The organism is Mycobacterium shimoidei, from assembly GCF_900417275.1.
GTDB classification, from domain to species: domain Bacteria; phylum Actinomycetota; class Actinomycetes; order Mycobacteriales; family Mycobacteriaceae; genus Mycobacterium; species Mycobacterium shimoidei.
This window is the reverse complement of sequence record NZ_UEGW01000001.1, coordinates 4,304,738-4,330,377: the sequence shown is the minus strand read 5'-3', so window position 1 is coordinate 4,330,377 and position 25,640 is coordinate 4,304,738. Positions and strand designations below refer to the sequence as shown.

Annotated in this window: 29 protein-coding genes, 2 pseudogenes and 1 riboswitch; of the genes and pseudogenes, 21 read left to right on the top strand and 10 right to left on the bottom strand. The window is 66.7% G+C overall.

Annotated features, from left to right (window positions below):
* Positions 1–609 (top strand): TetR/AcrR family transcriptional regulator, encoded by a 609-nt coding sequence (locus MSP7336_RS20955; RefSeq protein ID WP_069397815.1) that lies wholly within the window; start codon positions 1–3, stop codon positions 607–609.
* Here MSP7336_RS20955 and MSP7336_RS20950 read toward each other — a convergent pair.
* On the bottom strand, positions 606–971 hold the full coding sequence (locus MSP7336_RS20950; RefSeq protein WP_069397827.1) for an STAS domain-containing protein: 366 nt from the start codon (positions 969–971) through the stop codon (positions 606–608). The two genes, MSP7336_RS20955 and MSP7336_RS20950, sit on opposite strands and share 4 nt — an antisense overlap.
* A 207-nt stretch (positions 972–1,178) precedes the next feature.
* On the bottom strand, positions 1,179–2,048 hold the full coding sequence (locus MSP7336_RS20945) for a D-alanyl-D-alanine carboxypeptidase family protein (protein ID WP_069397814.1): 870 nt from the start codon (positions 2,046–2,048) through the stop codon (positions 1,179–1,181).
* A 46-nt stretch (positions 2,049–2,094) separates the two neighbouring features.
* Here MSP7336_RS20945 and MSP7336_RS20940 point away from each other — a divergent pair, with 46 nt between their 5' ends.
* From MSP7336_RS20940 to trmD, 5 genes are all read left to right on the top strand, one after another.
* On the top strand, positions 2,095–2,514 hold the full coding sequence (locus tag MSP7336_RS20940; RefSeq protein WP_069397813.1) for a nuclear transport factor 2 family protein: 420 nt from the start codon (positions 2,095–2,097) through the stop codon (positions 2,512–2,514).
* 133 nt (positions 2,515–2,647) lie between these two features.
* On the top strand, positions 2,648–3,211 hold the full coding sequence (rpsP, locus tag MSP7336_RS20935) for a 30S ribosomal protein S16 (protein WP_069397812.1): 564 nt from the start codon (positions 2,648–2,650) through the stop codon (positions 3,209–3,211).
* A gap of 8 nt (positions 3,212–3,219) precedes the next feature.
* A complete protein-coding gene (locus tag MSP7336_RS20930) occupies positions 3,220–3,462 on the top strand; it encodes an RNA-binding protein (protein WP_003881089.1) in 243 nt (80 codons plus the stop codon).
* A 5-nt stretch (positions 3,463–3,467) separates the two neighbouring features.
* A complete protein-coding gene (rimM, locus tag MSP7336_RS20925; protein ID WP_113964492.1) occupies positions 3,468–4,004 on the top strand; it encodes a ribosome maturation factor RimM in 537 nt (178 codons plus the stop codon).
* A complete protein-coding gene (gene trmD, locus MSP7336_RS20920; RefSeq protein ID WP_069397811.1) occupies positions 4,001–4,714 on the top strand; it encodes a tRNA (guanosine(37)-N1)-methyltransferase TrmD in 714 nt (237 codons plus the stop codon). The genes rimM and trmD overlap by 4 nt, the downstream gene beginning before the upstream one ends.
* On the opposite strand, the gene MSP7336_RS20915 is transcribed toward trmD, so the two are convergent.
* Positions 4,711–5,655, bottom strand: a complete 945-nt coding sequence (locus MSP7336_RS20915) for a serine hydrolase (RefSeq protein ID WP_069397810.1) — start codon at positions 5,653–5,655, stop codon at positions 4,711–4,713. The genes trmD and MSP7336_RS20915 overlap by 4 nt on opposite strands.
* A 356-nt stretch (positions 5,656–6,011) precedes the next feature.
* Between MSP7336_RS20915 and rplS the strand changes: the two genes are divergently transcribed.
* The 4 genes and pseudogenes from rplS to MSP7336_RS20895 all read left to right on the top strand — a co-directional run bounded on the left by rplS (position 6,012) and on the right by MSP7336_RS20895 (position 8,445).
* Positions 6,012–6,353 (top strand): 50S ribosomal protein L19, encoded by a 342-nt coding sequence (gene rplS, locus MSP7336_RS20910; protein ID WP_069397809.1) that lies wholly within the window; start codon positions 6,012–6,014, stop codon positions 6,351–6,353.
* Between the two features lie 60 nt (positions 6,354–6,413).
* Positions 6,414–7,289 (top strand): signal peptidase I, encoded by an 876-nt coding sequence (gene lepB / locus MSP7336_RS20905; RefSeq protein WP_113964491.1) that lies wholly within the window; start codon positions 6,414–6,416, stop codon positions 7,287–7,289.
* 2 nt (positions 7,290–7,291) lie between these two features.
* A pseudogene (locus MSP7336_RS20900) lies at positions 7,292–7,993 on the top strand (ribonuclease HII); the annotation flags it as partial.
* A 146-nt stretch (positions 7,994–8,139) separates the two neighbouring features.
* Positions 8,140–8,445 (top strand): DUF2469 domain-containing protein, encoded by a 306-nt coding sequence (locus MSP7336_RS20895; RefSeq protein WP_012393608.1) that lies wholly within the window; start codon positions 8,140–8,142, stop codon positions 8,443–8,445.
* A gap of 21 nt (positions 8,446–8,466) precedes the next feature.
* On the opposite strand, the gene MSP7336_RS20890 is transcribed toward MSP7336_RS20895, so the two are convergent.
* Genes MSP7336_RS20890 through MSP7336_RS20875 form a run of 4 tightly spaced genes read right to left on the bottom strand, consistent with a single transcriptional unit; the run spans position 8,467 to position 11,764 of the window.
* A complete protein-coding gene (locus tag MSP7336_RS20890; protein WP_069397807.1) occupies positions 8,467–9,222 on the bottom strand; it encodes a GAF and ANTAR domain-containing protein in 756 nt (251 codons plus the stop codon).
* A 42-nt stretch (positions 9,223–9,264) separates the two neighbouring features.
* Entirely contained in the window at positions 9,265–10,341 is a 1,077-nt protein-coding gene (locus MSP7336_RS20885) for a PPE family protein (protein WP_069397806.1), read from the bottom strand.
* Positions 10,342–10,373: 32 nt separating this feature from the next.
* Positions 10,374–11,447, bottom strand: coding sequence for a PPE family protein (locus tag MSP7336_RS24525; protein ID WP_415858493.1), 1,074 nt, complete (start codon positions 11,445–11,447; stop codon positions 10,374–10,376).
* 17 nt (positions 11,448–11,464) lie between these two features.
* Positions 11,465–11,764, bottom strand: a complete 300-nt coding sequence (locus tag MSP7336_RS20875; protein ID WP_069397805.1) for a PE family protein — start codon at positions 11,762–11,764, stop codon at positions 11,465–11,467.
* Between the two features lie 370 nt (positions 11,765–12,134).
* Between MSP7336_RS20875 and MSP7336_RS20870 the strand changes: the two genes are divergently transcribed.
* The 7 genes from MSP7336_RS20870 (at position 12,135) to MSP7336_RS20840 (ending at position 19,730) form a co-directional block, all read left to right on the top strand.
* Entirely contained in the window at positions 12,135–13,361 is a 1,227-nt protein-coding gene (locus MSP7336_RS20870; protein ID WP_181786972.1) for an IS110 family RNA-guided transposase, read from the top strand.
* A 184-nt stretch (positions 13,362–13,545) separates the two neighbouring features.
* A riboswitch (Fluoride riboswitch) is annotated at positions 13,546–13,607 on the bottom strand.
* 138 nt (positions 13,608–13,745) lie between these two features.
* Entirely contained in the window at positions 13,746–14,114 is a 369-nt protein-coding gene (locus MSP7336_RS20865) for a YraN family protein (protein ID WP_069397804.1), read from the top strand.
* Positions 14,114–15,625, top strand: a complete 1,512-nt coding sequence (locus MSP7336_RS20860) for a YifB family Mg chelatase-like AAA ATPase (protein ID WP_113964490.1) — start codon at positions 14,114–14,116, stop codon at positions 15,623–15,625. Before MSP7336_RS20865 ends, MSP7336_RS20860 begins: the two co-directional genes overlap by 1 nt.
* Positions 15,622–16,755 (top strand): DNA-processing protein DprA, encoded by a 1,134-nt coding sequence (gene dprA / locus MSP7336_RS20855; RefSeq protein ID WP_113964489.1) that lies wholly within the window; start codon positions 15,622–15,624, stop codon positions 16,753–16,755. The genes MSP7336_RS20860 and dprA overlap by 4 nt, the downstream gene beginning before the upstream one ends.
* Before the next feature lie 16 nt (positions 16,756–16,771).
* Positions 16,772–17,617, top strand: a complete 846-nt coding sequence (locus tag MSP7336_RS20850; RefSeq protein WP_069397826.1) for a siderophore-interacting protein — start codon at positions 16,772–16,774, stop codon at positions 17,615–17,617.
* A 17-nt stretch (positions 17,618–17,634) separates the two neighbouring features.
* The gene (locus tag MSP7336_RS20845) at positions 17,635–18,795 is read left to right on the top strand and encodes a lactate 2-monooxygenase (protein WP_113964488.1); all 1,161 of its coding nucleotides are present in this window, start codon (positions 17,635–17,637) and stop codon (positions 18,793–18,795) included.
* Positions 18,796–18,827: 32 nt separating this feature from the next.
* Entirely contained in the window at positions 18,828–19,730 is a 903-nt protein-coding gene (locus MSP7336_RS20840) for a tyrosine recombinase XerC (protein WP_113964487.1), read from the top strand.
* Positions 19,731–19,748: 18 nt separating this feature from the next.
* Here MSP7336_RS20840 and MSP7336_RS20835 read toward each other — a convergent pair.
* A pseudogene (locus tag MSP7336_RS20835) lies at positions 19,749–20,264 on the bottom strand (M23 family metallopeptidase); the annotation flags it as partial.
* 203 nt (positions 20,265–20,467) lie between these two features.
* On the opposite strand from MSP7336_RS20835, the gene rpsB reads away from it, so the two are divergent.
* The 3 genes from rpsB (at position 20,468) to MSP7336_RS20820 (ending at position 23,607) form a co-directional block, all read left to right on the top strand.
* Positions 20,468–21,307, top strand: coding sequence for a 30S ribosomal protein S2 (gene rpsB, locus MSP7336_RS20830; RefSeq protein WP_069397798.1), 840 nt, complete (start codon positions 20,468–20,470; stop codon positions 21,305–21,307).
* A 1-nt stretch (position 21,308) separates the two neighbouring features.
* Complete coding sequence (tsf, locus tag MSP7336_RS20825; protein WP_113964485.1) at positions 21,309–22,124, top strand: translation elongation factor Ts; 816 nt, start codon at positions 21,309–21,311, stop codon at positions 22,122–22,124.
* 70 nt (positions 22,125–22,194) lie between these two features.
* Complete coding sequence (locus MSP7336_RS20820; RefSeq protein WP_113964484.1) at positions 22,195–23,607, top strand: amidase; 1,413 nt, start codon at positions 22,195–22,197, stop codon at positions 23,605–23,607.
* 81 nt (positions 23,608–23,688) lie between these two features.
* On the opposite strand, the gene MSP7336_RS20815 is transcribed toward MSP7336_RS20820, so the two are convergent.
* Complete coding sequence (locus MSP7336_RS20815; RefSeq protein WP_069397795.1) at positions 23,689–24,108, bottom strand: MarR family winged helix-turn-helix transcriptional regulator; 420 nt, start codon at positions 24,106–24,108, stop codon at positions 23,689–23,691.
* Between the two features lie 46 nt (positions 24,109–24,154).
* Between MSP7336_RS20815 and MSP7336_RS20810 the strand changes: the two genes are divergently transcribed.
* On the top strand, positions 24,155–24,850 hold the full coding sequence (locus tag MSP7336_RS20810) for a class I SAM-dependent methyltransferase (protein WP_113964483.1): 696 nt from the start codon (positions 24,155–24,157) through the stop codon (positions 24,848–24,850).
* Here the strand turns inward: MSP7336_RS20810 and MSP7336_RS20805 are convergent.
* Complete coding sequence (locus MSP7336_RS20805) at positions 24,847–25,554, bottom strand: HAD family hydrolase (protein ID WP_113964482.1); 708 nt, start codon at positions 25,552–25,554, stop codon at positions 24,847–24,849. The two genes, MSP7336_RS20810 and MSP7336_RS20805, sit on opposite strands and share 4 nt — an antisense overlap.
* Positions 25,555–25,640 lie beyond the last annotated feature (86 nt).

Here is a 25,640-nt window from a genome sequence, read left to right as displayed (position 1 = left end):
ATGGCGACCCAGCAGGAACGTCGCGAGGAGACAGTTGCGCGGCTACTTGACGCCAGCATCGCGACAATCGCCGAAGTCGGCTATGCGCGCGCGTCGGCAGCGGTAATCACCAAGCGCGCCAACGTTTCTGTCGGCGCGCTGTTTCGGCACTTCGACACCATGGGTGATTTCATGGCGGCCACCGCCTACGAAGTGATGCGCCGCCAGCTCGACGAATTCAACAAGAAGGTCGCCGAAATACCGGCAGATGAGCTGGTTCTCAAGGCCGCGCTGACCATCCTGCGCGATCTGACCGCGAACTCCACCAACACGGTGATGTATGAGCTCATGGTCGCTGCCCGCACCGACGAAAAGCTCAAGGACACATTGCAAATCGTTCTCGAGCAGTACAGCTCGAGGATCTACGAGGCCGCGCGGTCGCTGCCCGGCGCCGAGAGCATTCCCGAGGAAGTGTTCCCTGCCCTGGTGGCGGTGATGGCCAATACGTTCGACGGCGCCGCGCTGGTGCGCGCGGTGCTGCCACAACCGGAGCTCGAGGCACAGCGCATCGAGTTGCTGGTGACACTGTTGAACCAGATGTACGCCATCGACCCCCCGCCCCAGGCTTAGCGGTCGGAAAGTTCGCTGACCGCATCGTCGAGCGTGCGGTGCAGCGACATGATCTCGTTGAGACCCAGCAACGTGAGCGGCCGATGGGTGGCCGGCCCGTCGGCAACCACGGCAAACCGGCCTGAGTCACCCATGTTGCCGTGCGTGGTCATCAGCACGCTGATTCCGGCCGAACCGAGGAAGTCGACCCGAGAAAGGTCGACCACCAACCCGGCGGGACGTTTGGCGAGCGCGGCATCGATGGCTTCAGTCAGCCACGGTGCGCTGAGCATGTCCACATTCCCGCTCACCGACAGCACCACCAGCTCATCAACCCGCTTTTCCGAGACGTCGAAGTCGTTCTTCCCCGACTGAGACGGCATACCGGCTGCTGGGTGGTTGTCGGCCATCATCGATTCCTCGTTCCTTGCACGCATCTACCGGCCTGCTCACAACGTCGGCCGCTGGCAAGGGCTGTGACCTCAACCCGGTATGGGGCAGCGTCGACTATATCGGCGCTACGCCGCAGAAGCCCTTATGCAACACTTGCACAATAGAATGCTGCGGCATAGGCAGACTAGCCCACCGAGCTAAAGCGTGCCCACCGCCGACTGCGGATTGAGGGCGAAGCCCCAGTCCAGCAGGCTCGCCGCCTGATCCCAGTAGCTGGGACCGCCCTGGTGGACCAGCCCGTACATCATGGCGATCACCAGCCGCCTGCCGCCGCGGGCGGCGGCGCCGACGAACGTCTTGCGAGCGGCGTTGGTGAAGCCGGTCTTGCCGCCGATCGCACCCGGATACCGGGACAGCAGTTCGTCCTGGTTGATGATCGGGTGGTCACCGTCGTCGCCGGGAAACGTCGCCGAGGGCTGGGCGGTGATCTGCGCGAACACCGGATTGGCCAGCGCGGCCCGGAAGATCACGGCTAGATCGTGGGCGGTCGACACGCCCGGACCACCAGGCCCGTCCAGACCAGACGGGGTGGTCGCGTGGGTGTTCACCGCGCCCAGCGCGGCCGCCTTGGCGTTCATCTTTGCGACCGCGGCCGCCTCGCCGCCCAGCATCTGCGCCAACGTGTTGGCAGCGTCGTTGCCCGATACCAGCAGCACGGCGTCGAGCAGCTGACGGGCGGTGTAGGTGCGGCCGGGTTTGATGCCGACACAGTTGCACTCGACGTGGGTGGCGGCCTCGTCGGCGACGACGGTCGAGTCCAGGCTCAGCTCGTCGAGCGCGACCAGCGCCAACAGCACTTTGATGGTGCTGGCCGGCGGGTGACCCACATTCTCGTCCCGGGCGGCCAGCACCTGACCGGTATCGAGATCGGCGACGATCCAGGTCTGTGCTGGTCCGTCCGGGACGGGCACCGAGCCGACCGGCTGCACGACGTTGTCGGCCCACGCTGGTGCGCTGTATCCGATGACCGCGAGAAGGGCCGCGATCGCGGCGAAAAGCCTTCGCATGGGCGGTCAGCCTAACCGGCCGAGACATCGTGTTGAATCAGTTTCCATGTTGAGCCAGGCCGAAATCTCCGACCGGCTGGAGATCCAGCAACTGTTGGCGGACTACGCCGCCGCGATCGATTCACGCCAATTCGATGATCTGGACCGGGTTTTCACGCCGGACGCATTCATTGATTACAGCGCATTCGACGGCATCGTCGGGCACTACCCGGAGGTCAAGCCGTGGCTGGCCGAGGTGCTGCCGATCTTCGCCAACTATGCGCACATGCTCGGGCTGCCGACTATTCGGATCGACGGCGACGCGGCGACCGCGCGGACGTTTTGCTTCAACCCGATGGTGTTCGGCGGCGAGACTGGATCGACCACTTTGTTGGGGCTGTGGTACGACGACGAATTCGTGCGCACCCCGGATGGCTGGCGGATGAGTCGGCGCGTGGAAACCAAGTGCTTCGACCGGCAGCCGTGATTCTGAGGATTTTTTGTCGACGTGCGCGTTCTGGCACAATGGGCGGCTGCACACGCGAGGCAAAACCGGACCCGGGCAGCCCGCCCCGGTCGCTGAATTGCAGCGTGACACCCACAGGAGAAGTCGCAGAACCATGGCTGTGAAGATCAAGCTCACCCGGCTTGGCAAGATCCGCAACCCCCAGTACCGCATCGCCGTCGCCGACGCGCGGACCCGCCGCGACGGCCGCGCGATCGAGATCATCGGCCGTTACCACCCCAAGGAAGAGCCAAGCCTCATCGAGATCGACTCCGAGCGAGCCCAGTATTGGCTTTCGGTGGGTGCTCAGCCCACCGAACCTGTCCTCAAGCTGCTCAAGATCACCGGTGACTGGCAGAAGTTCAAAGGGCTGCCCGGCGCTGAGGGCAGGTTGAAGGTCCGCGAACCCAAGCCGAGCAAGCTCGAGCTGTTCAACGCGGCACTGGCCGCTGCCGAGGGCTCGCCCAGCACAGAAGCTGCGACCCCGAAGAAGAAGAAAGCGCCGGCCAAGAAGGCTGCTGACTCGAAGAAAGCCGAGAAAGCCGACGAATCCGACAAGGGCGCCAAAGCCGAGGAAGCCGCCAAAGCCGAGGAGCCGGCCGAGAGCGTCGAGCAGCCCGCCGAGGCCAGTGCGGGCGGCGAGCAGTCTGAACAGTCCGAGCCGACGACCGAAAGCTGATCACCGCGATGAGTAGCGTCGTCGTCGACGCCGTCGAGCATCTCGTCCGCGGAATCGTCGACAATCCCGATGACGTCCGGGTGGACATGGTTACCAGCCGGCGCGGCAGGACCGTGGAAGTGCATGTTCATCCCGACGATCTGGGCAAGGTGATCGGTCGTGGTGGCCGCACCGCGACCGCGTTGCGCACGTTGGTTGCCGGGATCGGTGGGCGCGGCATCCGTGTCGATGTGGTGGACACCGATCAGTAGCTCTGATGGAGCTGGCGGTCGGGCGTGTGGTCAAAGCGCACGGCATTAGCGGCGAGCTCGTGGTCGAGGTCCGCACCGACGACCCCGAGGACCGGTTCGCGCCGGGGGCGACGGTGTCGGTCAAAGATCGCGACGGACGACGCCGCGGCTACGTCGTCGAGACGGCCCGCGCGCACGGGGGACGCCTGCTGGTGCGCCTGGAAGGCGTCGGCGACCGCGACGCCGCCGACGCGCTGCGAGGCAACCTGATCGTCATCGACTCTGAGGACCTGCCTCCCATCGACGAGCCGGACACCTATTACGACCACCAGCTGGAGGGCCTTCGGGTACGAACTACGACGGGCCGCGATATCGGCACGATCGCCGAAGTGCTGCATACCGCCGCAGGCGAATTGTTATCGGTGCGGCGCGAGGATGCCGGCGATCTGCTGGTGCCATTCGTCGGCGCCATCGTGATATCGGTGTCCCTGGAGGACCGCGTGGTGGAAATCGATCCGCCGGACGGTCTGCTCGAGCTGGGTGGTGAGGGCGCATCAACATGAAAATTGATGTGGTAACCATCTTTCCGTCCTATCTGGATCCGCTGCGGCAATCGTTGCCGGGCAAGGCAATCGAGAGTGGTCTGGTCGAGCTCGAAGTGCACGACCTTCGGCGCTGGACCCACGATGTGCACCGCTCGGTGGACGACGCACCCTATGGTGGCGGTCCCGGAATGGTGATGCGAGCGCCGGTCTGGGGTGAGGCGTTGGATGAAATCTGCTCACCGGCTTCACTTCTCGTTGTCCCGACCCCCGCGGGCAGGCTGTTCACTCAGCGGACCGCACAGCGCTGGAGCGGCGAGGAGCATCTGGTGTTCGCGTGTGCGCGCTACGAGGGTATCGATCAACGAGTCGTCGACGACGCCGCGCGACGCATGCGGGTCGAAGAGGTCTCGATCGGGGACTACGTACTACCCGGAGGGGAATCGGCGGCACTGGTGATGATCGAGGCGGTGGTGCGGTTGCTGCCTGAGGTGATCGGCAATCCTGCATCGCACCAAGATGATTCGCATTCCCCCGAACGAGGGGGCCTGCTGGAGGGGCCGTCCTACACCAGACCGCCGAGCTGGCGGGGGCTCGAGGTGCCGGAGGTTCTGCTGTCCGGCGACCATGCCCGCATCGCCGAGTGGCGCCGCCAGGCGTCGCTGCAGCGTACCCGTGAACGCCGGCCGGATCTGTGGCGTCGTCACAACCCCGACAGCGAGGAAGGCTAGATCCGGCCCTGCGGGAACATCGTTTTGACCGCTTGGGTGATGGTCGTGCGCGCCGTCGCGTCATCGGAGGGCTGTAGCGACTCGATCACCATGATGTAGCGCTGGTCGGAGCCGATGATGCCGGTCGAAAGGTGCATCCAGTCGCTGCCGATGCAGCACATCCACCCCTGCTTGACGGCCACCGGCTCGGCGTCCAGCCCATCCGGAATGCCGAACCGTTGCGGGTAGCCGTCGACACCGGTAGCCGTGAACTGAGCCAGGTTTTGCACGATGATGTTGCCCCGCTCCCGCGAAAGTCCGCCGGATCCGCTGAGCAGCATGTCGTAGTAGCGGATCAGATCCGACGCCGAGCTCATGGTGTCCCACCAGCGCCCGCTGCTGGGCGGAGTGGTGGAGGTCAAGCCATAGCGACCCGCGACCTCGGTGATGATCGCGTCGGCGCCGTACTCGCTCCAGAAAATCTCCGCGGCGTTGTCGTCGGAAGAGCGCAGCATGGTCTCGATCGCCTGGCGGTCATCGGCTGACAACTGGATCAGACCCTGGGCATCACGCAACAGCAGGTCGTCGGCGATGAACAGTTTGGCCACCGACGCGATACCGATCAGCTGGTCGTTGCCGTTGGAGAACGTCTGCCTGGTGGCACGGTCGAATATCGAGACCGAGATCGTTGCGCCGTCGGCGGCGGCTTGCTCGGTAGCCTGCTGAATGCGGGCGGGCAAGCCGGTCTGTTCGGCGGCCTGCTCGAAGACCTGCTCGACGGGCGGCGAATCGGGCGGGGAATCGGGCGGCATGATCATTTGCACCAGCGGGGCGACACGGTCGGTCCGCTGTTCCGGTGACCTGCTGTGGGATGCCCCATACACCTTGGCTTCGCACCCTGTTATCAACATCGCCAGCACCGCCGCGATCACGACGAGCCGCTTCGGGTGCCGCGCGAGCATGCGTCTCCTCACGGTCTGCCAACCACTACCTCGGGCTTGCCGCAACCGCCGTCCGCCCGACCCGTCAGGACCAACGTGCGCATTTCCGGTTCGTGTGGCAAAGCCGCGTCTATATCTACCACGCGCACCGTAGCCGGGGCGGTCTCATTCACCGGCGATTTTGTGTGATTTCACTGCGTGGGCGGCATCTGGCACAATTGACCAGTTGTCTGTCGCGGTTGTCGGCCCGCCCGAGTTGCTGCCGCCCGCTGCGAGACACGCCTTTCGAATGCCCGAACCCATCGGCTCGGTGACCACAGCGTGCTTTCTGCGCAGGTCGTAACCCGTAGCCGCGAACCGCAAGGAAGCGTCCCGACATGAATACGCTGGACTTCGTCGACAAGGCGTCGCTGCGCGACGACCTCCCGGCTTTCGGCCCCGGCGACACGGTCAATGTGCACGTCAAGGTGATCGAGGGCAACAAGCAGCGCATCCAGGTGTTCAAGGGTGTGGTGCTCCGCCGACAGGGCGGCGGGATTCGGGAGACGTTCACCGTCCGCAAGGAGAGCTACGGCGTCGGCGTCGAGCGCACCTTCCCGGTGCACTCGCCCAACATCGATCACATTGAGGTCGTGACGCGCGGAGACGTCCGTCGCGCCAAGCTCTACTACTTGCGGGAGCTGCGTGGCAAGAAGGCCAAGATCAAGGAAAAGCGCTGACCGCGTTGAATCTGCCGTGGGCCTCGCCGCCGCCGATGGCTCCCTGACTACGCTGATCGCGTGACCGAAACCACCGACTCGTCACCCGAGGGCCAGCCGGATTCCGATTCGGCGGAGCCGAAAATCGCGACCGACGATTCATCCGCCCCGGAGCCGCAGGCCGAGGAAAGCCCGGTAGAGAGCCCGGCAGAGCCGGAGGGCAAGCGGGGCAGCGCGCTGCGCGAAGGCGTGATCCTGGTGACGATCGCGGTGGTGCTGTATTACCTCATGCTGACCTTTGTGGCCCGGCCCTACCTGATCCCGTCGGAATCGATGGAGCCCACGCTGCACGGGTGCTCGGGCTGCGTCGGCGACCGCATCATGGTGGACAAGATCAGCTACCGATTCAGCTCACCGCAGCCCGGCGACGTGATCGTGTTCAAGGGGCCGCCGTCGTGGAATGTCATGTACAAGTCGATCCGCTCGCATCAGCCCGTGATCCGTTGGATGCAAAACGCGCTGTCGTTCGTCGGTTTCGTGCCACCTGATGAAAATGACCTGGTCAAGCGCGTTATCGCGGTGGCGGGTCAGACCGTGCAGTGCCGGCACAGCACCGGGCTGACCGTCGACGGGGTGCGGCTGACCGAGCCGTATCTGGACCAGGCCACGATGATGGCCGACCCGGCGGCCTATCCGTGTCTTGGCAGCGAGTTCGGTCCCGTCACCGTCCCGCAGGGCCGGCTGTGGGTGATGGGCGACAACCGCACGCACTCCGCGGATTCGCGCGCACATTGCACCAGCGTTCCGGCCGACGCGTTGAAGGGGCTGCTGTGCACCGGTGATCCGACGTCGGGCACCGTGCCAGTGTCCAATGTGATCGGTAAGGCTCGTTTCATCGTCTGGCCGCCGTCGCGGTGGGGTGGTGTGCGTTCGGTGAATCCGCAGCAGAATCAGTAACCATGGCCACGACCTGGCCACCGCGGACGGTAATCCGTAAGTCCTCCGGCTTGCGCACGCTCGAGTCGGCGTTGTACCGCAGCGGCCTCGGGCCGGTGGCCGGCGTCGATGAGGTCGGCCGCGGCGCCTGCGCCGGCCCGCTTGTGGTCGCGGCCTGCGTGCTGGGACCTGGACGGCTGGAAAGCCTTGCACTGCTTGATGATTCAAAGAAGCTGACCGAAAAGGCGCGGGAGAAGCTCTTCCCGCTGATTCGTCGGTATGCCCTGGCCTACCACGTCGTGTTCATCCCGCCCACCGAAGTTGACCGTCGCGGCGTGCACGCGGCCAACATCGAAGGCATGCGCAGAGCGGTGGCGGGGCTGTCGGTGCGCCCGGGCTATGTGCTGAGCGACGGCTTTCGGGTACCGGGCCTGCCCATGCCCTCGCTGCCGGTCATCGGGGGTGACGCGGCGGCGGCCTGCATCGCCGCGGCCAGTGTGCTGGCCAAGGTCAGCCGCGACCGGTTGATGGTGGCGATGGATGCCGAGTATCCGGGCTATGGCTTCGCCGAGCACAAGGGGTACAGCACACCCGCCCATTCGGAGGCGCTGGCCGAACTGGGGCCCTGCGCTGAGCATCGCTACTCGTTTATCAACGTCCGGCGAGTCGCCACCGACTTGGGCACCCGGGTCATCGCGGAGTGCCGGCCCGCTGAGGAGTCCGGCAATGGAACCGAGCCGGGCGACGATGCGGGCCTGTGGCCCGCTGAGGAGTCCGGCAATGGAACCGAGCCGGGCGATGATGCGGTTCAGCTTGACGCGGACGGGTGGGGGAAGATGGACGCAGAGCAACCAGAAGGACGGCTGGGCTGATGAGTGCCGAAGATCTCGAAAAGTACGAAACCGAGATGGAGCTCTCGCTGTACCGCGAATACAAGGACATCGTGGGTCAGTTCAGCTACGTCGTGGAAACTGAGCGGCGGTTCTATCTGGCCAACAGCGTGGAGATGGTGCCGCGCAACGCCGACGGAGAGGTCTACTTCGAGCTGCGGCTGGCCGATGCCTGGGTGTGGGACATGTACCGGCCGGCGCGGTTCGTCAAGCAGGTGCGGGTGGTCACCTTCAAAGACGTCAATATCGAAGAGGTCGAGAAGCCGGAGTTGCGGCTGCCCGAGTAGGACGGGTCGCCGCAATGGCCCTCAATTGTCCAGCGGAAACTTCTCGCCGAAGTCCCCTCGATGCTCGATGACGGTGCGGGCCACGTCGGCGAGTTTGATGTTCAGCTCCTGGGAGTATCGCCGCAGCACACCGAACGCTTCGTCCTCGGAAACGTTGTGCAGCAGCATCAGCATGCCGACGGCCTTGCCGATCTCGCGGTTGGACAGCAGGCCGCGGCGCAGGGTGGCGGCGTCTTCTCCATGCGCAATCGCATTGATGGCCACACTGGCGAACGACGCCAGGACGATGGCCTGGCCTGCTGATTCGGTATCGAAGCAGTTCGGAGTGTCGCTGAACAAGTTGAGCGCACCCATCTTGTGGCGATCGACCAACAGCCGAAAACCCATCACCCCGCGCACCGGGGTCTCGGCGAGGAGGCGAGCCGCCAGTTTGGGCCATTGACCCGGCGTGGTCAGGTCCGTCTCGATCTGGGGTGTCTCCTCCTCAATGGCGTCGACGCACGGGCCGTCGCCGACCGCGCGTTCCAGGTCGTCGACGTGCCGCGCGATCCGGTCGCTGGCGCCGACGGTGACGTAGCGATCGCCCTCGCGGGTCAGCAGGCTGGCGTGGTCACAGCCGGAGACGGTCAGGGTGGCCGCGACGCAGATGGCCGCGTACACCTCGCGGGGATCGGTCCCCTGGTAGATGATTTCGGCCAACGCGGCGAACACCGTCGCAGGATCGGCTTTCACCTGCTGGCTTGCTTCGCCAGCGCCGGATTCCGCGTCGTTTGCCACCGACCCACGGTATACCCGGCAATCGCGGCAGTTAGGGTTATGTCAACCGGCGGCCGGCGAGCGGGGAATCACGCTGCTGCGCATCCTTGCCGCCACATGGCTGACACCGCGCCCGGCCAAGGTACCCAATAACACTTCGCCGAACATGCCCGGTGGCGTTGTCGTCGAGGCAGCAGGAGCGACTGCGGCGGCGGCAGTCGGTAACGCTGCAGCAGGGCTAGTCGGCAGCGTGGAGGTCGCCGCCCAGGTTTGCGGCACCGACAGCGTGCCGACCAAGCTGGCTCGACCCATGCCCGCCGAGACCAGCGGCGCACCGATACCGGCAAGACCGGTCGGTGCCAGAGGCCCTGCCGAACCCGCCAGGAAGGGCCCGATCCCCTGGGCGGCGTCGCGCATCGCGTTGATCGCCACCGCATTGTTCGTCACCCCGATAGAAGATCCGGAGAACGACGCGCTGGTGGTCGAGGCGATTGCACTAGTGGTGGCCGTCGTGTTGGTCAGTATGTCGACAGGCGAGATCGCGGTGGGTGCGGCCTGCGTCGGGCCTATGGCCGACTGGGCAAGCGCAGCAGCCTGCGCGGCCACGCCGGCCGAATCGGTGGTGCGTGGCGGATCGGTGAAGGGCGACAGCCTCGTCGCTGTCGACGACGATGCGGCATAGCCATACATCGCAGCGGCATCCTGTGCCCACATCTCGTCATAGGCGGTTTCGGTGGCCGCAATCGCCGGGCTGTTTTGCCCGTAGAAGTTGCTCGCGATGAGTGACATCAACAGCGTGCGATTTGCCTCGATCAGTGGTGGCGGCACGGTCATCGCGTGTGCTGTCTGATAGGCGCCCGCGGCAGCGATGGCCCCGGCGGCGGTCTGCTCCGCCTGAGCGGCGGTGTTGTGCATCCATGCCACATACGGCGCGAGCGCAGTCGCCATCATTGCCGACGACGGCCCCTGCCATTCGGTTGTCGTCAGCCCTGTGATCACCAACCCGTACGCGGCGGCGGACGAATTCAGCTCGTGGGCCAGCTGGTCCCACGCGGAGGCGGCGGCTAGCATGGGACCCGAGCCAGGGCCGGAATAGATCCTGGCCGAGTTGATTTCTGGGGGAAGCGTTCCGAAGTCCATGTCTTAGAACCTTTCTGAGTGATGGGCGGTTACTAACCTGCTGCCGGTGTGCGCACGATGATGGGTTTGGTCCTCACGCGAGGACGGTCGAATTCGCACCGAGATAAGGTCCCCAGAACTGACTGGCTGAACGCACTACCCGGAAGGAGAGACTCGGTGGTGGCAGCAGGGACAGGGCAGGACTCGGGCAATGCGAATGCGACGTTTCGGATCTCCGGCGCGGCGATGGCCCAATTGGGCGGGGCTGCCAACGTCCCGACCGAGATGGAGCGGCCCATTCCCGCCCACACCGTTGATCCGCCTAACCGCATCGGAGCGGTCGACACGAGGCGCCCGGCGGCCTTTCCTGCGTCCTGAGCCTCCTGAAACGCCAGCCGCGAATTCTGGATGAAAATGCCGCGCCCGGATGTGACGGCGCTGCTCGTCGACATCACGGTGTTCACAATCTTCGGGACTGTCAGCACTGTGCTGTACGCGGACATGAGCGAAGGGGGATCCGGCGATGCGGTGGGGTCAGCGAGCTCCTGCAGTGCACTGGTGGCGTGTGCGACGGCCCCGTACTGAGTCGCCACCCCATTTTGGTTAGTGGTGGAGTTTGGTCGGGTAAACGGGCTCAATTGGCTTGCCGCCGCTGAGGATCCCGCATATCCGTACATGGCCACTGCGTCCTGGATCCACATCTCGGCGTAAATCGCCTCGGTGGCTGCGATCGCCGGGGTGTTCTGTCCGAAGAAGTTGGTCGCCACGAGAGTCATTAGCAGGCCGCGGTTAGCGGCGATGACGGGTGGCGGAACCGTCATCGCGAAGGCCAGCTCGTACGCTGCTGCGGCCTCCTTGGCTTGGGCGGCGGTTTGCTCGGCCTGCGCTGCGGTGGCGTGTAGCCACGCCACGAACGGTTTCGCCGCCGCAGCCATCGACAACGACGCCGGTCCTCGCCAGCCGGTGCCGATCAGCTCGGAGACGACTAATTCGTAATTCGTTGCAGTGGAGTACAGCTCGACTGCCAGCGCATCCCAGGCCGTTGCAGCCGCGACCATCGGCCCCGAGCCTGGCCCGGAATACATTCTGGCGGAATTGATCTCCGGTGGATAGACCCCAAAGTCCAGCATCCGCTGTTCCCGTGTCAGCCTGTTGCTGCCGCGTTGGCGGCCTCGGTGGTCGCATACGATGCAGCGCTGGTCAACAAGGTGCTGACGAACATCTCGTGAATCGCAGCGGCTTGCGCGCTTACGGCTTGATACATCTGGGCATGCGCGGCGAACTGCGTTGCGGTTAGCGCTGACACCTCATCGGCGGCCGCGGGAACCACCCCGGTCGTAGGGGCGGCTGCAGCGGCATTGTGGGCGTTCATCGCGGAGCCGATGGCCTGCAGGCTTGCCGCTGCCGCAGTCAGCATTTCCGGCTGAGCAGTTACGAAAGACATCGTTGATCCTAATCGTTTAGTAGGGATGGATTGCTGGTCGTGGTGGCGACCAGGGTCTGTTTCCTGGTTGGTCTGCTGTCAGGTGATGCCTGGTTTGTCCCGACGCTCGACGTCTAGAGAAAGAACGGCGCGCCTGACGGCAGATCACCTCCGGTGGTGGTGGGATGCCGTTGCCCGAGCCCACCGCAGGGTTGACCTCCCGACTGTGTTTCCCGAGCCTTGAGCTCTTCGATAGAACGAGGTCCTGCGGTGAGCTGGAGTCACGGACGGCTAGTGAGATGACGGACCTAAGAGTCCCGCGATTAGGGCGCCGCGTGAGTCCACCGGTGACGGCATAACCATCGATCGAAGGAGTGATGACACCTTGGGCTTGTTTTGTGGAATTGATTGGGCCACTGAACATCACGATGTCGCCGTCATCGACGACGACGGGCGTGTGGTGGCCCGCGGACGGGTCAGCAATGATGCGGCCGGGTTCGCGGCTCTGTTGACGCTGCTGGCTGAGGCCGGTGACAGCGCCGCGCATCCAATCCCGGTGGGGATCGAAACCGATCGCGGACTGTGGGTGGCCGCGCTGCGCGAAACCGGCCGGGTGATCTACCCGATCAACCCACTGGCGGCCTCGCGGTACCGGGCACGGCATGCAGTGTCGGGGGCCAAATCCGATGCCACCGATGCGGTGCTGCTGGCCAATATCGTGCGCACCGATGCCGCCGCGCACCGACCGCTGCCCGCCGACACCGAGCTGGCCCAAGCCATCCGGGTGCTCGCCCGCGCCCAGCAAGATGCGGTTTGGGCGCGTCAGCAGATCGGCAACCAGATCCGCGACCTGCTCAAAGACTTCTACCCGGCCGCCATCGCCGCGTTCGCCGGGCTGCCCGAGGGTGGACTGGCCCGCGCCGACGCCCGCACCATCTTGGCCGCTGCGCCGACCCCAACGCAGGCGGCGACGCTGACTCCCGCCCGGCTGCGCCGACTGCTGACCAAAGCTGGCCGCCGACGCCATCTCGACCGCGATATCGAGCGGTTGCGCGCCGTGTTCACCGACACCTACCTGCACCAACCGCCGGCCGTGGAAAACGCGATGGGCATCCAACTGGCGGCGTTGTTGCGCCAACTCGAGGCCGCCTGCACCGCGGCCGACGAGCTGGCCGAGGCGGCGATCGCCCATTTTGAGCAACACCCGGACGCCAAGATCATCACCAGCTTCCCCGGCCTGGGGATGTTGGCCGGCGCCCGGGTGCTCGCCGAGATCGGCGATGACCGAACCCGCTTCGCTGATGCCCGCGGACTCAAAGCCTTCGCCGGATCCGCCCCCATCACCCGCGCCAGCGGCAAGAAAACCGTTGTCCTGCATCGCCACATCAAGAACCGGCGACTGGCCGCCGTCGGCCCGATCTGGGCACTGGGATCGCTGCGCGCCTCGCCGGGCGCGCGCCGCCACTACGATGCCCGCCGCGCCGCCGGAGACTGGAACCACCAAGCCCAACGGCACCTGTTCAACAAGTTCCTCGGCCAACTCCACCACTGCCTGCAGACCGGCCGGCTCTACAACGAACACCTGGCGTTTCCACCTCCTCTCTCGCTCGCGGCTTGACTCTTAACTTCGTGAGATGTCTTTCTCGAAGACATCTGGGCGAGGTGTTGGGTTGCAACGCATCTCGTGGCGGAGCGCGCGTGGATATAACACGCTGCGCTTCAGGAACGTTCAACGCAGAATGTCGGGGAAAGGTGTTGGAATGGTGATTCATTCGCCGCTGCCCGCCCTCCTACACCGTTGACAACGGGTAGAAGCCATCAGCCAGGTGCGGCGGTTAAGGCGAGCTTCATCGCCTTTCGGCGATGCTACGTCGCGCAGTGCTAAGCGCGCAATCAATCAGTGAATCGCGGGGATTGTGAATCAATGTTCAATTGGGGATAACTGGCCGCCGCGGCCTGATGACGGACCGGCTATGTCGGCGCACCCGCGCAGGGTGTGCCCATGACGACGTTGACGCGAGCCGAACTGGGCGCACTCGGCGAACAGCTGGCCGCCGAGCACCTGGGCAGGCTCGGGCTGCAGATCTTGACGCGTAACTGGCGATGCCGCTACGGCGAGCTTGACCTGATCGCCGTTGACCCCGCCGCGAACACCGTGGTGTTCGTCGAAGTCAAAACCCGCACCGGGGACGGCTTCGGCGGCCTGGCCTACGCGGTGACCGAGCAGAAGGTGCGCCGGCTGCGCCGACTCGCCGCAGCGTGGCTGGCCAGTCAGGACCGGCGCTGGGCGGCGATCCGGATCGATGTCATCGGCGTGCGGATCGGCCGGCGCCGCACCCCGGAGATCAGCCATGTCCAGGGGGTCGGCTGATGGCGCTGGGGCGGGCATTCTCGGTCGCCGTGCGCGGTCTCGACGGCCAGATCGTGGAGATCGAGGCCCACATCACCTCGGGTCTGCCGGGAGTGCATCTGGTCGGCCTGCCCGACGCTGCGTTACAGGAGTCCCGCGACCGGGTCCGCGCGGCGATCACCAACTGCGGCGACGACTGGCCGCAGGCCCGGCTCACGCTGGCGCTGTCGCCGGCCACCCTGCCGAAGGTGGGCTCGGTTTATGACATCGCGCTGGCCGCGGCCGTGTTGTCGGCTCGGCGAAGAACGCCCTGGCGCCGCCTGGAGACGGCGGTGTTGCTGGGCGAGTTGGCGCTGGACGGTCGCGTCCGCCCGGTCCGCGGTGTGTTGCCGGCTGTGCTCGCGGCCAAAGGCGAGGGCTGGCCGACGGTGGTGGTGCCGGTGGAGAACCTGGCCGAAGCCAGCCTGGTCGACGGTATCGAGGTGTGGGGAGTGCGGACGCTCCGCCAGTTGCGGGCATGGCTCGGCGGATCGGCCCGGCTGGCCGAGCGGATCACCGGCGCTGTCCCGACGGTGGAGCCGTCGGCGGACCTAGCCGATGTCGTGGGACAGGCCCAAGCCCGATTCGCAATCGAAGTCGCCGCCGCAGGGGCACACCATGTGATGTTGACCGGCCCGCCGGGAGTAGGCAAAACCATGCTCGCGCAGCGTCTGCCAGGCCTGTTGCCGCCCCTGTCGGAGAGCGAGTCGCTGGAGGTCACCGCCATCCATTCGGTGGCCGGCTTGCTATCGGACGACACCCCGTTGATTACCAGGCCACCGTTTGTGGCGCCGCATCACAGCTCCAGCGTCGCCGCACTCGTCGGTGGCGGATCTGGGCTGGCTCGGCCCGGCGCCGTGAGCCGCGCCCACCGCGGGGTGCTGTTTCTCGACGAGTGCGCCGAGATCGGTGTCAGCGCTTTGGAGGCACTGCGAACACCGTTGGAAGACGGCGAAATTCGGCTTGCCCGCCGCGACGGGGTGGCGCGGTACCCGGCCCGCTTCCAATTGGTGATGGCGGCCAACCCGTGTCCGTGCGCACCGGCCGACCCGCGCGACTGCATCTGTAAGGCCGCGGTAAAACGCCGCTACCTGGGGCGGTTATCCGGACCGCTGCTGGATCGTGTCGATCTGCGGGTCGAAATGGATCCCGTGCGTAAGAGCGCTCTGTCGGTCACTGAGGCCGAGTCGACGGCGCGGGTACGCGAAAGAGTGGCAGCCGCGCGCGCCGCCGCCGCCGAGCGATGGCGAGCACACGGCTTTGCGACCAACGCGGAAGTCAGCGGGCCGCTGCTACGGCGAAAGTTCCGGCTGGGCAACGCCGTAATGCAGCCGTTGCGCACAGCACTGGACCGCGGCCTGCTGAGCATTCGCGGCCTCGATCGCACGTTGCGAGTCGCCTGGACACTGGCCGATCTGGCGGGGCGAACCTCGCCCGGCCTTGACGAGGTGGCCACCGCGTTGAGCTTCCGCCAAGCCGGGACGGCCCGATGAGCGACGCGACGTCACGAGCGTGGGCGTATCTGTCCCGGGTGGCCGAAGCGCCGTGCGCGGAACTGGCCGCCCTGGTCGATCGGGTGGGACCGACGGAAGCCGCCGAGATGGTGCGCAGAGGTCACGTCGACGACGCCCTGGCGCGACACACCGAGGCACGCCGCGACATCGACCGTGCCGCAGAAGATCTCGACTTGCTGCACCGTCGGGGTGGGCGGTTGATCACGCCGGAGGACGACGAATGGCCGGTGCTGGCCTTCACCGCGTTCACCAGCGTCGGCGCCGCGAGCAAACCGCAGGGCAGGCCACCGATGGTGTTGTGGGCCGTCGGCCCGGAACGGCTCGACGACCTCACCCAGCGGGCGGCCGCCGTGGTCGGCACCCGGGCCTCCACCGCGTACGGCGAGCACATTGCGGCCGACCTGGCCACCGGGCTGGTCGAACACGACGTGGCGGTGGTCTCCGGCGCGGCCTACGGCATTGACGGTGCGGCGCATCGCGCCGCGCTCGCCGCGGATGGGACAACCGTCGGCGTGCTGGCCGGTGGTATCGACATCCCTTATCCCGCAGGGCATTCCGCGTTGCTCCATCGAATCGGCGGGCACGGGCTGCTGGTCACCGAATATCCACCCGGTGTGCGGCCGGCGCGGCACCGGTTCTTGACCCGCAACCGTTTGGTGGCGGCGTTTGCGGGCGCGGCGATCGTGGTGGAAGCCGGTCTGCGCAGCGGCGCGGCGAACACCGCCGCATGGGCCCGGGCGCTGGGCCGGGTGGTGGGGGCGGTGCCGGGGCCGGTGACATCGTCGGCATCGACGGGTTGCCACGTCCTGTTGCGCGACGGCGCCGAGGTGATCACCCGCGCCGCAGACATCGTTGAACTCGTAGGCCGCATCGGCGAGTTGGCCGCCGAACCATCCCGACCAACCACGCCGCTGGACGGGCTCAGCGACGCTGAGCGGCAGGTGTATGAAGCGCTGCCCGGCCGTGGACTGGCGACGGTCGATGAGATCGCCGTCGCCGCCGGGCTGGCGCCGGCGAAGGTGTTCGGTCCGTTGACGATGTTGGAAGTCGCCGGGTTAGCCGAACGCGAGGATGGCCGATGGCGCATCGTCCGGACGCGAAAACGGTGACCGTATAGTCGACGACGTGGCCGGTCGACCAGTGCACACCTTCGAAGTGGTAAGCAGCGAGGAACTTACGCCGCACATGGTCCGGGTGGTGCTCGGCGGTGCAGGCTTCGACACCTTCAAGCCCAGCGAGTTCACCGACTCCTACGTCAAGCTGGTGTTCATCGCCGACGACGTCGATGTGACCGAGCTGCCGCAGCCGCTGACGCTGGACAGCTTCGCCGAGCTGCCATCCGAACGAAAGCCGGTCATCCGCACCATGACCGTGCGCCGCGTCGACCGCGCCGCCCGGCAGATCGCCATCGACATCGTCGTACACGGCGAACACGGCACCGCCGGGCGATGGGCCGGCGCCGCCGAACCCGGCCAGCCGGCCTACTTGATGGGTCCCAGCGGGGCGTATGCCCCGGATCCGGCAGCCGACTGGCACCTGTTCGCCGGCGACGAATCGGCGTTGCCGGCGATCAGTGTGGCGCTGGAAGCGCTACCCGATGATGCCGTCGGCAAGGCCTTCATCGAGATCGCCGGCCCCGAGCACGAAATCCCGCTGAAAGCCCCGGAAGGCGTGGCGGTGAACTGGATCTACCGCGGCGGGCGCGCCGACCTGGTGGGCGAGGACCGCGCCGGCGATCATGCCCCGTTGATCGAGGCCGTCACCACGACCCAATGGCTACCCGGGCAGGTGCACGCGTTCATCCACGGCGAGGCCCAGACCGTCATGCACAACCTGCGGCCCTACATCCGAAAGGACCGCGAAGTCGACGCGAAATGGGCGTCGATCTCCGGTTATTGGCGTCGCGGCCGCACCGAGGAGATGTTCCGGCAGTGGAAAAAGGAACTCGCCGAGGCTGAGGCAGCCGGCTGACCTGGCATCCTCACTGCATGGCATACGGGAACTATCAGTTCGAGATCTACCTGCAGGGCCTGTCCGGCGTACAGCCGTCACTGCCGATGGCATTCGGCGAGTTGGAAGCCAAGGCAAAGGCCGCCATGCCGCCGTCGGTATGGTCGTATGTGGCCGGCGGCGCCGGCGACGAACGCACCCAGCGGGCCAATTGCGAGGCGTTCGAGCGGTGGGGGCTGATCCCGCGGATGTTCGTCGGTGCCACCGAACGCGACCTGTCGGTCGAACTGTTCGGGATGACGTTGCCCGCACCGATATTCATGGCGCCGATCGGGGTCATCGGTATCTGCGCTCAGGACGGCCACGGCGATCTGGCGTCCGCCCGCGCGGCCGCCCGCACCGGCGTGCCGATGGTCGTCTCCACCTTGACCGCCGACCCGCTCGAAGATGTCGCCGCCGAATTCGGCGACACGCCAGGGTTTTTCCAGCTGTACACACCCAACGACCGAGATCTTGCCGCCAGCCTGGTCCATCGCGCGGAGGCGGCCGGCTACCGCGGCATCATCGTGACCCTCGACACCTGGGTGCCCGGCTGGCGGCCACGCGATCTGTCCACCGCCAACTTCCCGCAGCTGCGCGGCCATTGCCTGAGCAACTACACCAGCGATCCGGTATTCCGGGCCGGCCTGCAGCAGGCGCCGGAAGACGACGTCCAGGCTGTCGTGCTGCGCTGGGTGCAGGTCTTCGGACATTCCCTGACCTGGGATGACCTGCCATGGCTGCGCTCGCTGACCAGCCTGCCGCTGATCGTCAAAGGCATCTGCCATCCCGAGGACGCCCGCCGCGCCAAGGACGGCGGCGTCGACGGCATCTACTGCTCCAACCACGGGGGCCGGCAGGCCAACGGCGGCCTGCCGGCGCTGGACTGTTTGGCGGAGGTCGTCGACGCCGCCGATGGACTGCCGGTGCTGTTCGACTCGGGCGTTCGCAGCGGCGCCGACATCGTCAAGGCGCTGGCCCTGGGCGCGACGGCGGTCGGCATCGGCCGGCCCTACGCCTACGGACTGGCGCTCGGCGGCGCCGACGGCATCGTCCATGTGCTGCGCGCACTGCTGGCCGAGACCGATCTGATCATGGCCGTCGACGGGTATCCGACGCTGGGCGATCTGGATCGCGACGCGCTGCGGCGCGTCACCTGAGCCGCGGGCCCGGCGTCTGCCACCGTGGGGGAGTGCAGGCCATCCTCGAACAGTTCGACGACTACCTGGCGCTGCAGCGCGGCCGTTCGGAACACACCCGCCGCGCCTATCTGGGCGATCTGCGCTCGCTGTTCGCCTTCCTCGACGAACGCGCGCCCGGCGCTGGCCTGCGGGGGCTGAACCTGCCGCTGCTGCGGTCCTGGCTGGCGGCGCAAGCCGGTGCCGGTGCGGCCCGCACGACGCTGGCGCGGCGCACCTCGGCGGTCAAGGCGTTCACCGCGTGGGCGGTGCGGCAGGGCCTGTTGGACACCGACCCGGCCGTGCGGCTGCAGCTGCCCAAAGCGCGTCGCACGCTGCCGGCGGTGCTGCGCCAAGACCAGGCGCTGGCCGCCATGGCAGCCGCGAAATCCGGTTCGCAGCAAGGCGATCCGCTGGCACTACGCGACCGGCTGATCGTCGAGCTGCTGTATGCCACCGGCATCCGGGTCAGCGAACTGTGCGGCCTGGACATCGACGACGTCGACACCGGCAATCGGCTGGTGCGGGTGCTGGGCAAGGGCGACAAGCAGCGCACCGCGCCCTTTGGCGGGCCCGCCGCCGAGGCGTTCGAGGCGTGGCTGGCCCACGGGCGTCCCGAACTGGCCACCGCGGAGTCCGGGCCGGCGCTGCTGTTGGGTGCTCGCGGGCGGCGCCTCGACGTGCGCCAGGCCCGCACCGTCGTGCATCAGACCATGGCCGCGGTCGACGGTGCGCCCGACATAGGCCCGCACGGGCTTCGGCACAGCGCCGCCACCCACCTGCTCGAAGGCGGGGCGGACCTGCGTGTGGTGCAAGAGCTGCTCGGGCACTCGAGTCTGGCTACCACTCAGCTCTACACCCACGTCACCGTCGCCCGGCTGCGCAAGGTCCACGACCAGGCCCATCCACGGGCCTGACCGCTCGCCCTAGCCGTGCAGCGGCTTGAGCCGGATCGGTGTCGACGTGAGCAACCCGAGCGGGTCGACGTAGTCCGCGTGCGACGCCGGACCCCACATGGCGCCCCAATGCAGGCAGGCCGCCGCGCCACAGCCGGGGTGATCGGCCAGCAGTTCGCCGATCACCGTCGAGCTCCGCACCCGCTGACCGGCCCGCACCGCGGCCCGCACCGGCTGGTAGCTGGTGCGCAGTCCGCCCGGATGGGCCAGCGAGACCACCGGTCGCCCGCCGGAAAGCCCGGCGAACACCACCGTCGCGCTGCCCGCGGCGTACACCGGCTGACCGGCCCGTCCGGCCAGGTCAACGCCTCGATGGCCCGGGTGCCAATCTGGCGAGGGCGCATCGAAGCCGCGCACAACGGCCGGGGGCGGCCGCATCGGCCAGTCCAGACGCGCATCGTCGGCCGCCGCCGGGGCAGCACAGCACACCATGACCAGGAGCACTGCGAAGATCCGCATCGGGCCAGTCCAGCGCGCAGCGGGCCGGCCCGCCAGCCGGTCTGTGGACAAAGCACCTGCTTGAACCGTGTAAACTCGTGCACGCAGCTCGCTTTAGAGCGGGCTGACTTCGCGTGTCTACAGCCGACGGATGCCGCGCGGTCCCGTTTAAAGCATTGCTTAGCCGGGCCGGTATCCCGTGGACACCAGGGCCCGGCTTCACCCGTCGCCGGGCGACAACCGACGACAAAGGCATACACATGGCTGTTGTAACCATGAAGCAGCTGCTTGACAGCGGCACCCACTTCGGGCATCAGACCCGTCGCTGGAATCCCAAGATGAAGCGGTTCATCTTCACCGACCGCAACGGCATCTACATCATCGACCTGCAGCAGACGCTGACGTTCATCGACAAGGCGTACGAGTTCGTCAAGGAGACCGTCGCCCACGGCGGCACCATCTTGTTCGTCGGCACCAAAAAGCAGGCGCAGGAGTCCATTGCCGCCGAGGCCATCCGCGTCGGCATGCCCTACGTGAACCAGCGCTGGCTGGGCGGCATGCTGACCAACTTCTCCACGGTGCACAAGCGGTTGCAGCGCCTCAAAGAGCTCGAGGCGATGGAGCAGACCGGTGGCTTCGAGGGCCGCACCAAAAAAGAGATCCTCGGGCTGACTCGAGAAAAGAACAAGCTGGAGCGCAGCCTCGGCGGTATCCGGGACATGAACAAGGTGCCGTCGGCGATCTGGGTCGTCGACACCAACAAGGAACACATCGCCGTCGGCGAGGCCCGCAAGCTGGGCATCCCGGTGATCGCGATCCTGGACACCAACTGCGACCCCGACGAAGTCGACTACCCGATCCCGGGCAACGACGACGCGATCCGCTCGGCGGCGCTGCTGACCAAGGTGATCGCCTCGGCGGTGGCCGAGGGCCTGCAGGCCCGCGCCGGTCTGGGCCGCGGCGACGGCAAGCCGGAAGCCGAAGCCGCCGAACCGCTGGCCGAGTGGGAGCAGGAGCTGCTCGCCGCCGCCACGGCCCCCGCCGGCGATGCCCCGGCCGCGCCCGGTGCGCAGACCGATACGACCAACACGGAAGGCTGAGATGGCAAACTACACCGCTGCCGACGTCAAGCGGCTTCGCGAGCTCACCGGCGCCGGGATGCTCGACTGCAAGAATGCGTTGGCCGAATCCGACGGGGACTTCGACAAGGCCGTCGAGGCGCTGCGCATCAAGGGCGCCAAGGACGTCGGCAAGCGCGCTGAGCGGGCCACCGCGGAAGGCCTGGTCGCCGCCAAGGACGGCGCGTTGATCGAGTTGAACTCCGAGACCGACTTCGTCGCCAAGAGTGCCGAATTCCAGCAGCTCGCCGACCAGATCGTCGCGGCTGCGGCATCATCGAAGGCCGCCGACGTCGACGCGCTCAAAGCTGTCAAAGTCGGTGACAAGACCGTCGAGCAGGCGATCGCCGAGTTGTCGGCCAAGATCGGCGAGAAGCTCGAGCTGCGCCGCGTTGCGTTCCTGGACGGCACCGTGGAGACCTATCTGCACAAGCGGTCGGCGGATCTGCCGCCGGCCGTCGGCGTGCTAGTCGAATACAGCGGCACCGACCAGGAGGCCGCGCACGCGGTCGCGCTGCAGATCGCCGCGCTCAAGGCTCGTTACCTGACCCGCGACGACGTGCCCGAGGACGTGGTGGCCAACGAACGGCGCATCGCCGAAGAGACCGCCAAGAACGAGGGCAAACCCGAACAGGCGTTGCCCAAGATCGTCGAGGGCCGCGTCAACGGCTTCTTCAAGGACGTCGTGCTGCTCGAGCAGCCGTCGGTGTCCGACAGCAAGAAGACCGTCAAGGCGCTGCTCGACGAGGCCGGCATCACCGTGACGCGGTTTGTGCGTTTCGAGGTGGGACAGGCCTAGCGGCGATCGCCGGCACGGCAATCGTCACCGAGCGCCACACGGCCGGGCCGAAATCGAATAGTTTCGACCCATGCGACATGTACACGCCTTCGGTGACGACGCTCTCGGTGACTTCGACGCGGTCGCGCTCGCGCAGGCCATCAAGTCCGGCAAGGTCTCCCCGGCCGAGGTCGTCGACGCCGCGATCGCTCGTATCGAAGCTGTCAACCCGGCGCTGAACGGCTTGGCGTATCGGGCGTTCGACCGGGCCCGCGCCGAGGCGTCAAAGCCGTCCGGCGCGGGCTTTTTCGCCGGGGTGCCGACGTTCGTCAAGGACAACACCGATGTGGCCGGGATGCCCACGATGCACGGAACCGACGCGTGGACACCGCGGCCGGCTCCCGCCGATGGCGACTTCACCCGGGTCCTCCTCGGCTCCGGCCTGACGGCAGTAGGCAAGACGCAGATGTCGGAATACGGCTTCAGCGGCTCGGCCGAGCATCCCCGGATCGGACCGGTCCGCAACCCGTGGAACACCGACCACACCGCCGGCGCCTCGTCGTCGGGATCCGGTGCGTTCGTCGCAGCGGGTGCGGTACCGATCGCCCACGCCAACGACGGCGGCGGATCGATCCGAATTCCCGCGGCTTGCAACGGACTTGTCGGCCTCAAACCATCGCGTGGTCGGCTGCCGCTGGACAAGGACATGCGCAAGATGCCGATACGCCTGGTCACCAACGGGGTCGTCACCCGGTCGGTACGGGACACCGCCGCGTTTTTCCGGGAAGCGGAACGCATTTGGCCTGTCCGAAAATTACCCCCGATCGGCGACGTGCAGGGGCCCGGTAAGCAACGGCTGAAAGTCGCCGTGATCACCCGCTCGATCCAGCGAGAGTGCAGCCGCGAACTGCGTGAGTTGACGTTGAAAACCGCGGGCCTGCTCGAAGAGCTCGGCCACCACGTCGAGCACCTCGAAAAACCTCCGGTGCCTTCGAATTTCGTCACCGACTTCGTGTCGTACTGGGCGCTGTTGGCGTTCGGTCAAATTCAGGTCAGTCGTCGCGAGTTCGCCGATTTCGATCGCGCACGGCTGGACAACCTGACGTTGGGGTTGGCTCGCCACGCCCGCCGCAACCTGCACCGGCTGCCGCTGGCGGTGATGCGGTTACGGGGTGTACGGCGACACACTGCGCGGTTGGCCCAGACCTACGACGTCGTGCTTACCCCGACGCTGGCCGATCCGCCGCCACCCATCGGCCATCTCGACCCGACCGCCGAGTACGAGCAGGTCATGGACCGACTCAAGGATTGGGTGGCCTACACGCCACTGCACAACGTCACCGGCGAACCCGCGATCTCGCTGCCGCTGGCCCAGTCGGCGGACGGCCTTCCGGTGGGCATGATGTTCTCGGCCGACATCGGGCAAGAGGCCCGGCTGCTGGAACTGGCCTACGAGCTCGAAGAAGCGCGGCCATGGGTCCGCATCCAAGACAGCGCCGCCTAGCTTTCCGCCCAGCTCTCCGCCGAAAGTGAGGCTAGCTTCACGCTCGATGCCGACAGTGAAGCCAGGTTCACGCTCGACGCGTTAGCCCGTTCCCAGCTCTGCCAGCATCCGTTTGAACTCGTGCTGCTCGGCGGCCGACAGCTTGCTCAGGATCCGCGCGTCGGCTTCGTGCACCGCGGCCTCGGCCCGCTTGAGCAACGCCCGCCCCGATGAGCTCAGCGTGGCCGGCAGTGCACGACCGGACGGTACCGACGCGGGGCGCGTGACCGCGCCGAGCTCCTCGAGCCTGCGCAACACGGTGTTCATCGCCTGCGGCGTGACGTTGGCGTGCCGGGCCAGCTCGGCACTGGACATCCCCGGGTACATCGAAAGTATTCGCATACAAACGAATTCGGCGAGCGACAGGCCAATCGGTCGCAGCGCTGCCGATACCTCTGGGCGTAGCGCAGCGGCGACCCGGTGCAGCAGATAGCCGAGCGGAGCGTCGTTGACCTGGCCCACATCAAGTATCTTGACATATATCAATCATCTTGATATACAGGGCGGCATGACTGAAACGCAGGAATTCGACTTCGACTTCGATCCGGCCTACCGCGGTGAAGCAGCTCAGTTCGGGATCGGCGTCCGCCCGCCGTGGAGCATCGGGGAGCCGCAACCGGAGATCGCGGCACTGATCGAGGCGGGCAAGATCCACGGTGACGTTCTCGACGCCGGCTGCGGGGAGGCGGCGCTGTCGTTGCATCTAGCGGCCTTGGGCCACAACACGGTCGGGCTGGACGCGTCGCCCACCGCCATCGAGTTCGCCAAGGCCGAAGCGGCCAAGCGGAGGCTGACCAACGCGACCTTCGCGGTCGCCGACATCTCTGACTTCACCAGCTGGCCGCCCGGCTGCGACGGCCGGTTCGACACCATCGTCGACAGCACGCTGTTTCACTCGATGCCGGTGGAGCTGCGCGACGGCTACCAACAGTCGATCGTCCGCGCCGCCGCGCCGAAAGCCCGCTATTACGTGCTGGTCTTCGACCGCGCGGGGATGCCGGAAAGCCCGGCCAACCCGGTCACCGAGGACGAGCTACGCGAGGTGGTGTCCAAGTACTGGGTGATCGACGAAATCCGCGCGGCCCGCATTCACGCCAACTTCCCCGGCGCCCCGTCCGAGCAGTTCCCGGTGGTGGACCTGCGCGACGAGGGCAACGGGCGTGTGTCGCTGGCGGCGTGGCTGCTGTCCGCGCATCTCGGCTAAGCCGCCGGAGCGGACAACCGCAGCAGCTGGCTGAACTCCTCGAGGTGGGCCCGGACGTCGAGTGGGCCGGCGTAGATCGCCGCCGCCCCGGCATGTTCTAGTGCCTCGCGGGCGATCCCGCCGCTGAGCACGGCTGCGGTCGCAACGCCGGCGCGCCGGCCGGCCTGCACGTCCCACACGGTGTCGCCGAGGAAGATCGCTTGCGACGGTTGAGCATCGATGCATTCCAGCGCTGTGGCGACGATGTCTGGGTGCGGCTTGGCCCGGTCGGTGTCGGCGGCCGACGTCACCGCGCAGATCAGGTCTTCGGCGTCGAGCACATCGCGCAGCACGGCCAGCTCTTCTTCGCCCGCTGAGGTCGCCAGGACCGCCCGCCACCCTTTGTCCGCAACGGTTTCCAGCAGTTCGCGGGCGCCGGGCAACCGCCGCAACGTCGATCTGCTTTCCAGGAAATACCGGGTGTGCAGCTTCTTGACCTCGTCGCCCACCGCGTCGGCCATCTCGTCGCCAAGCAGGATTTGGACAAGTTCGGAGCCGGATCGGCCGATGAGGCCCAGGATCCGCCAGCAGGGCACCTCCTTGTCCACGTCGAGAAACGCGCGATGCCAGGCGACCACATGGTGGAAGTTGGAATCCACCAGCGTGCCGTCGACATCGAACAAGACCGCGGGTTCCTCGGCGGTAGAGCGGGTGGGTCGGGCCATACGAGCAGTCCTTTCATCGGCAATCAGCCGACAGTGAATACCCACCCTGCGGCCAAATGACGCGTCGGGTTTCTCCTCGTGGATCG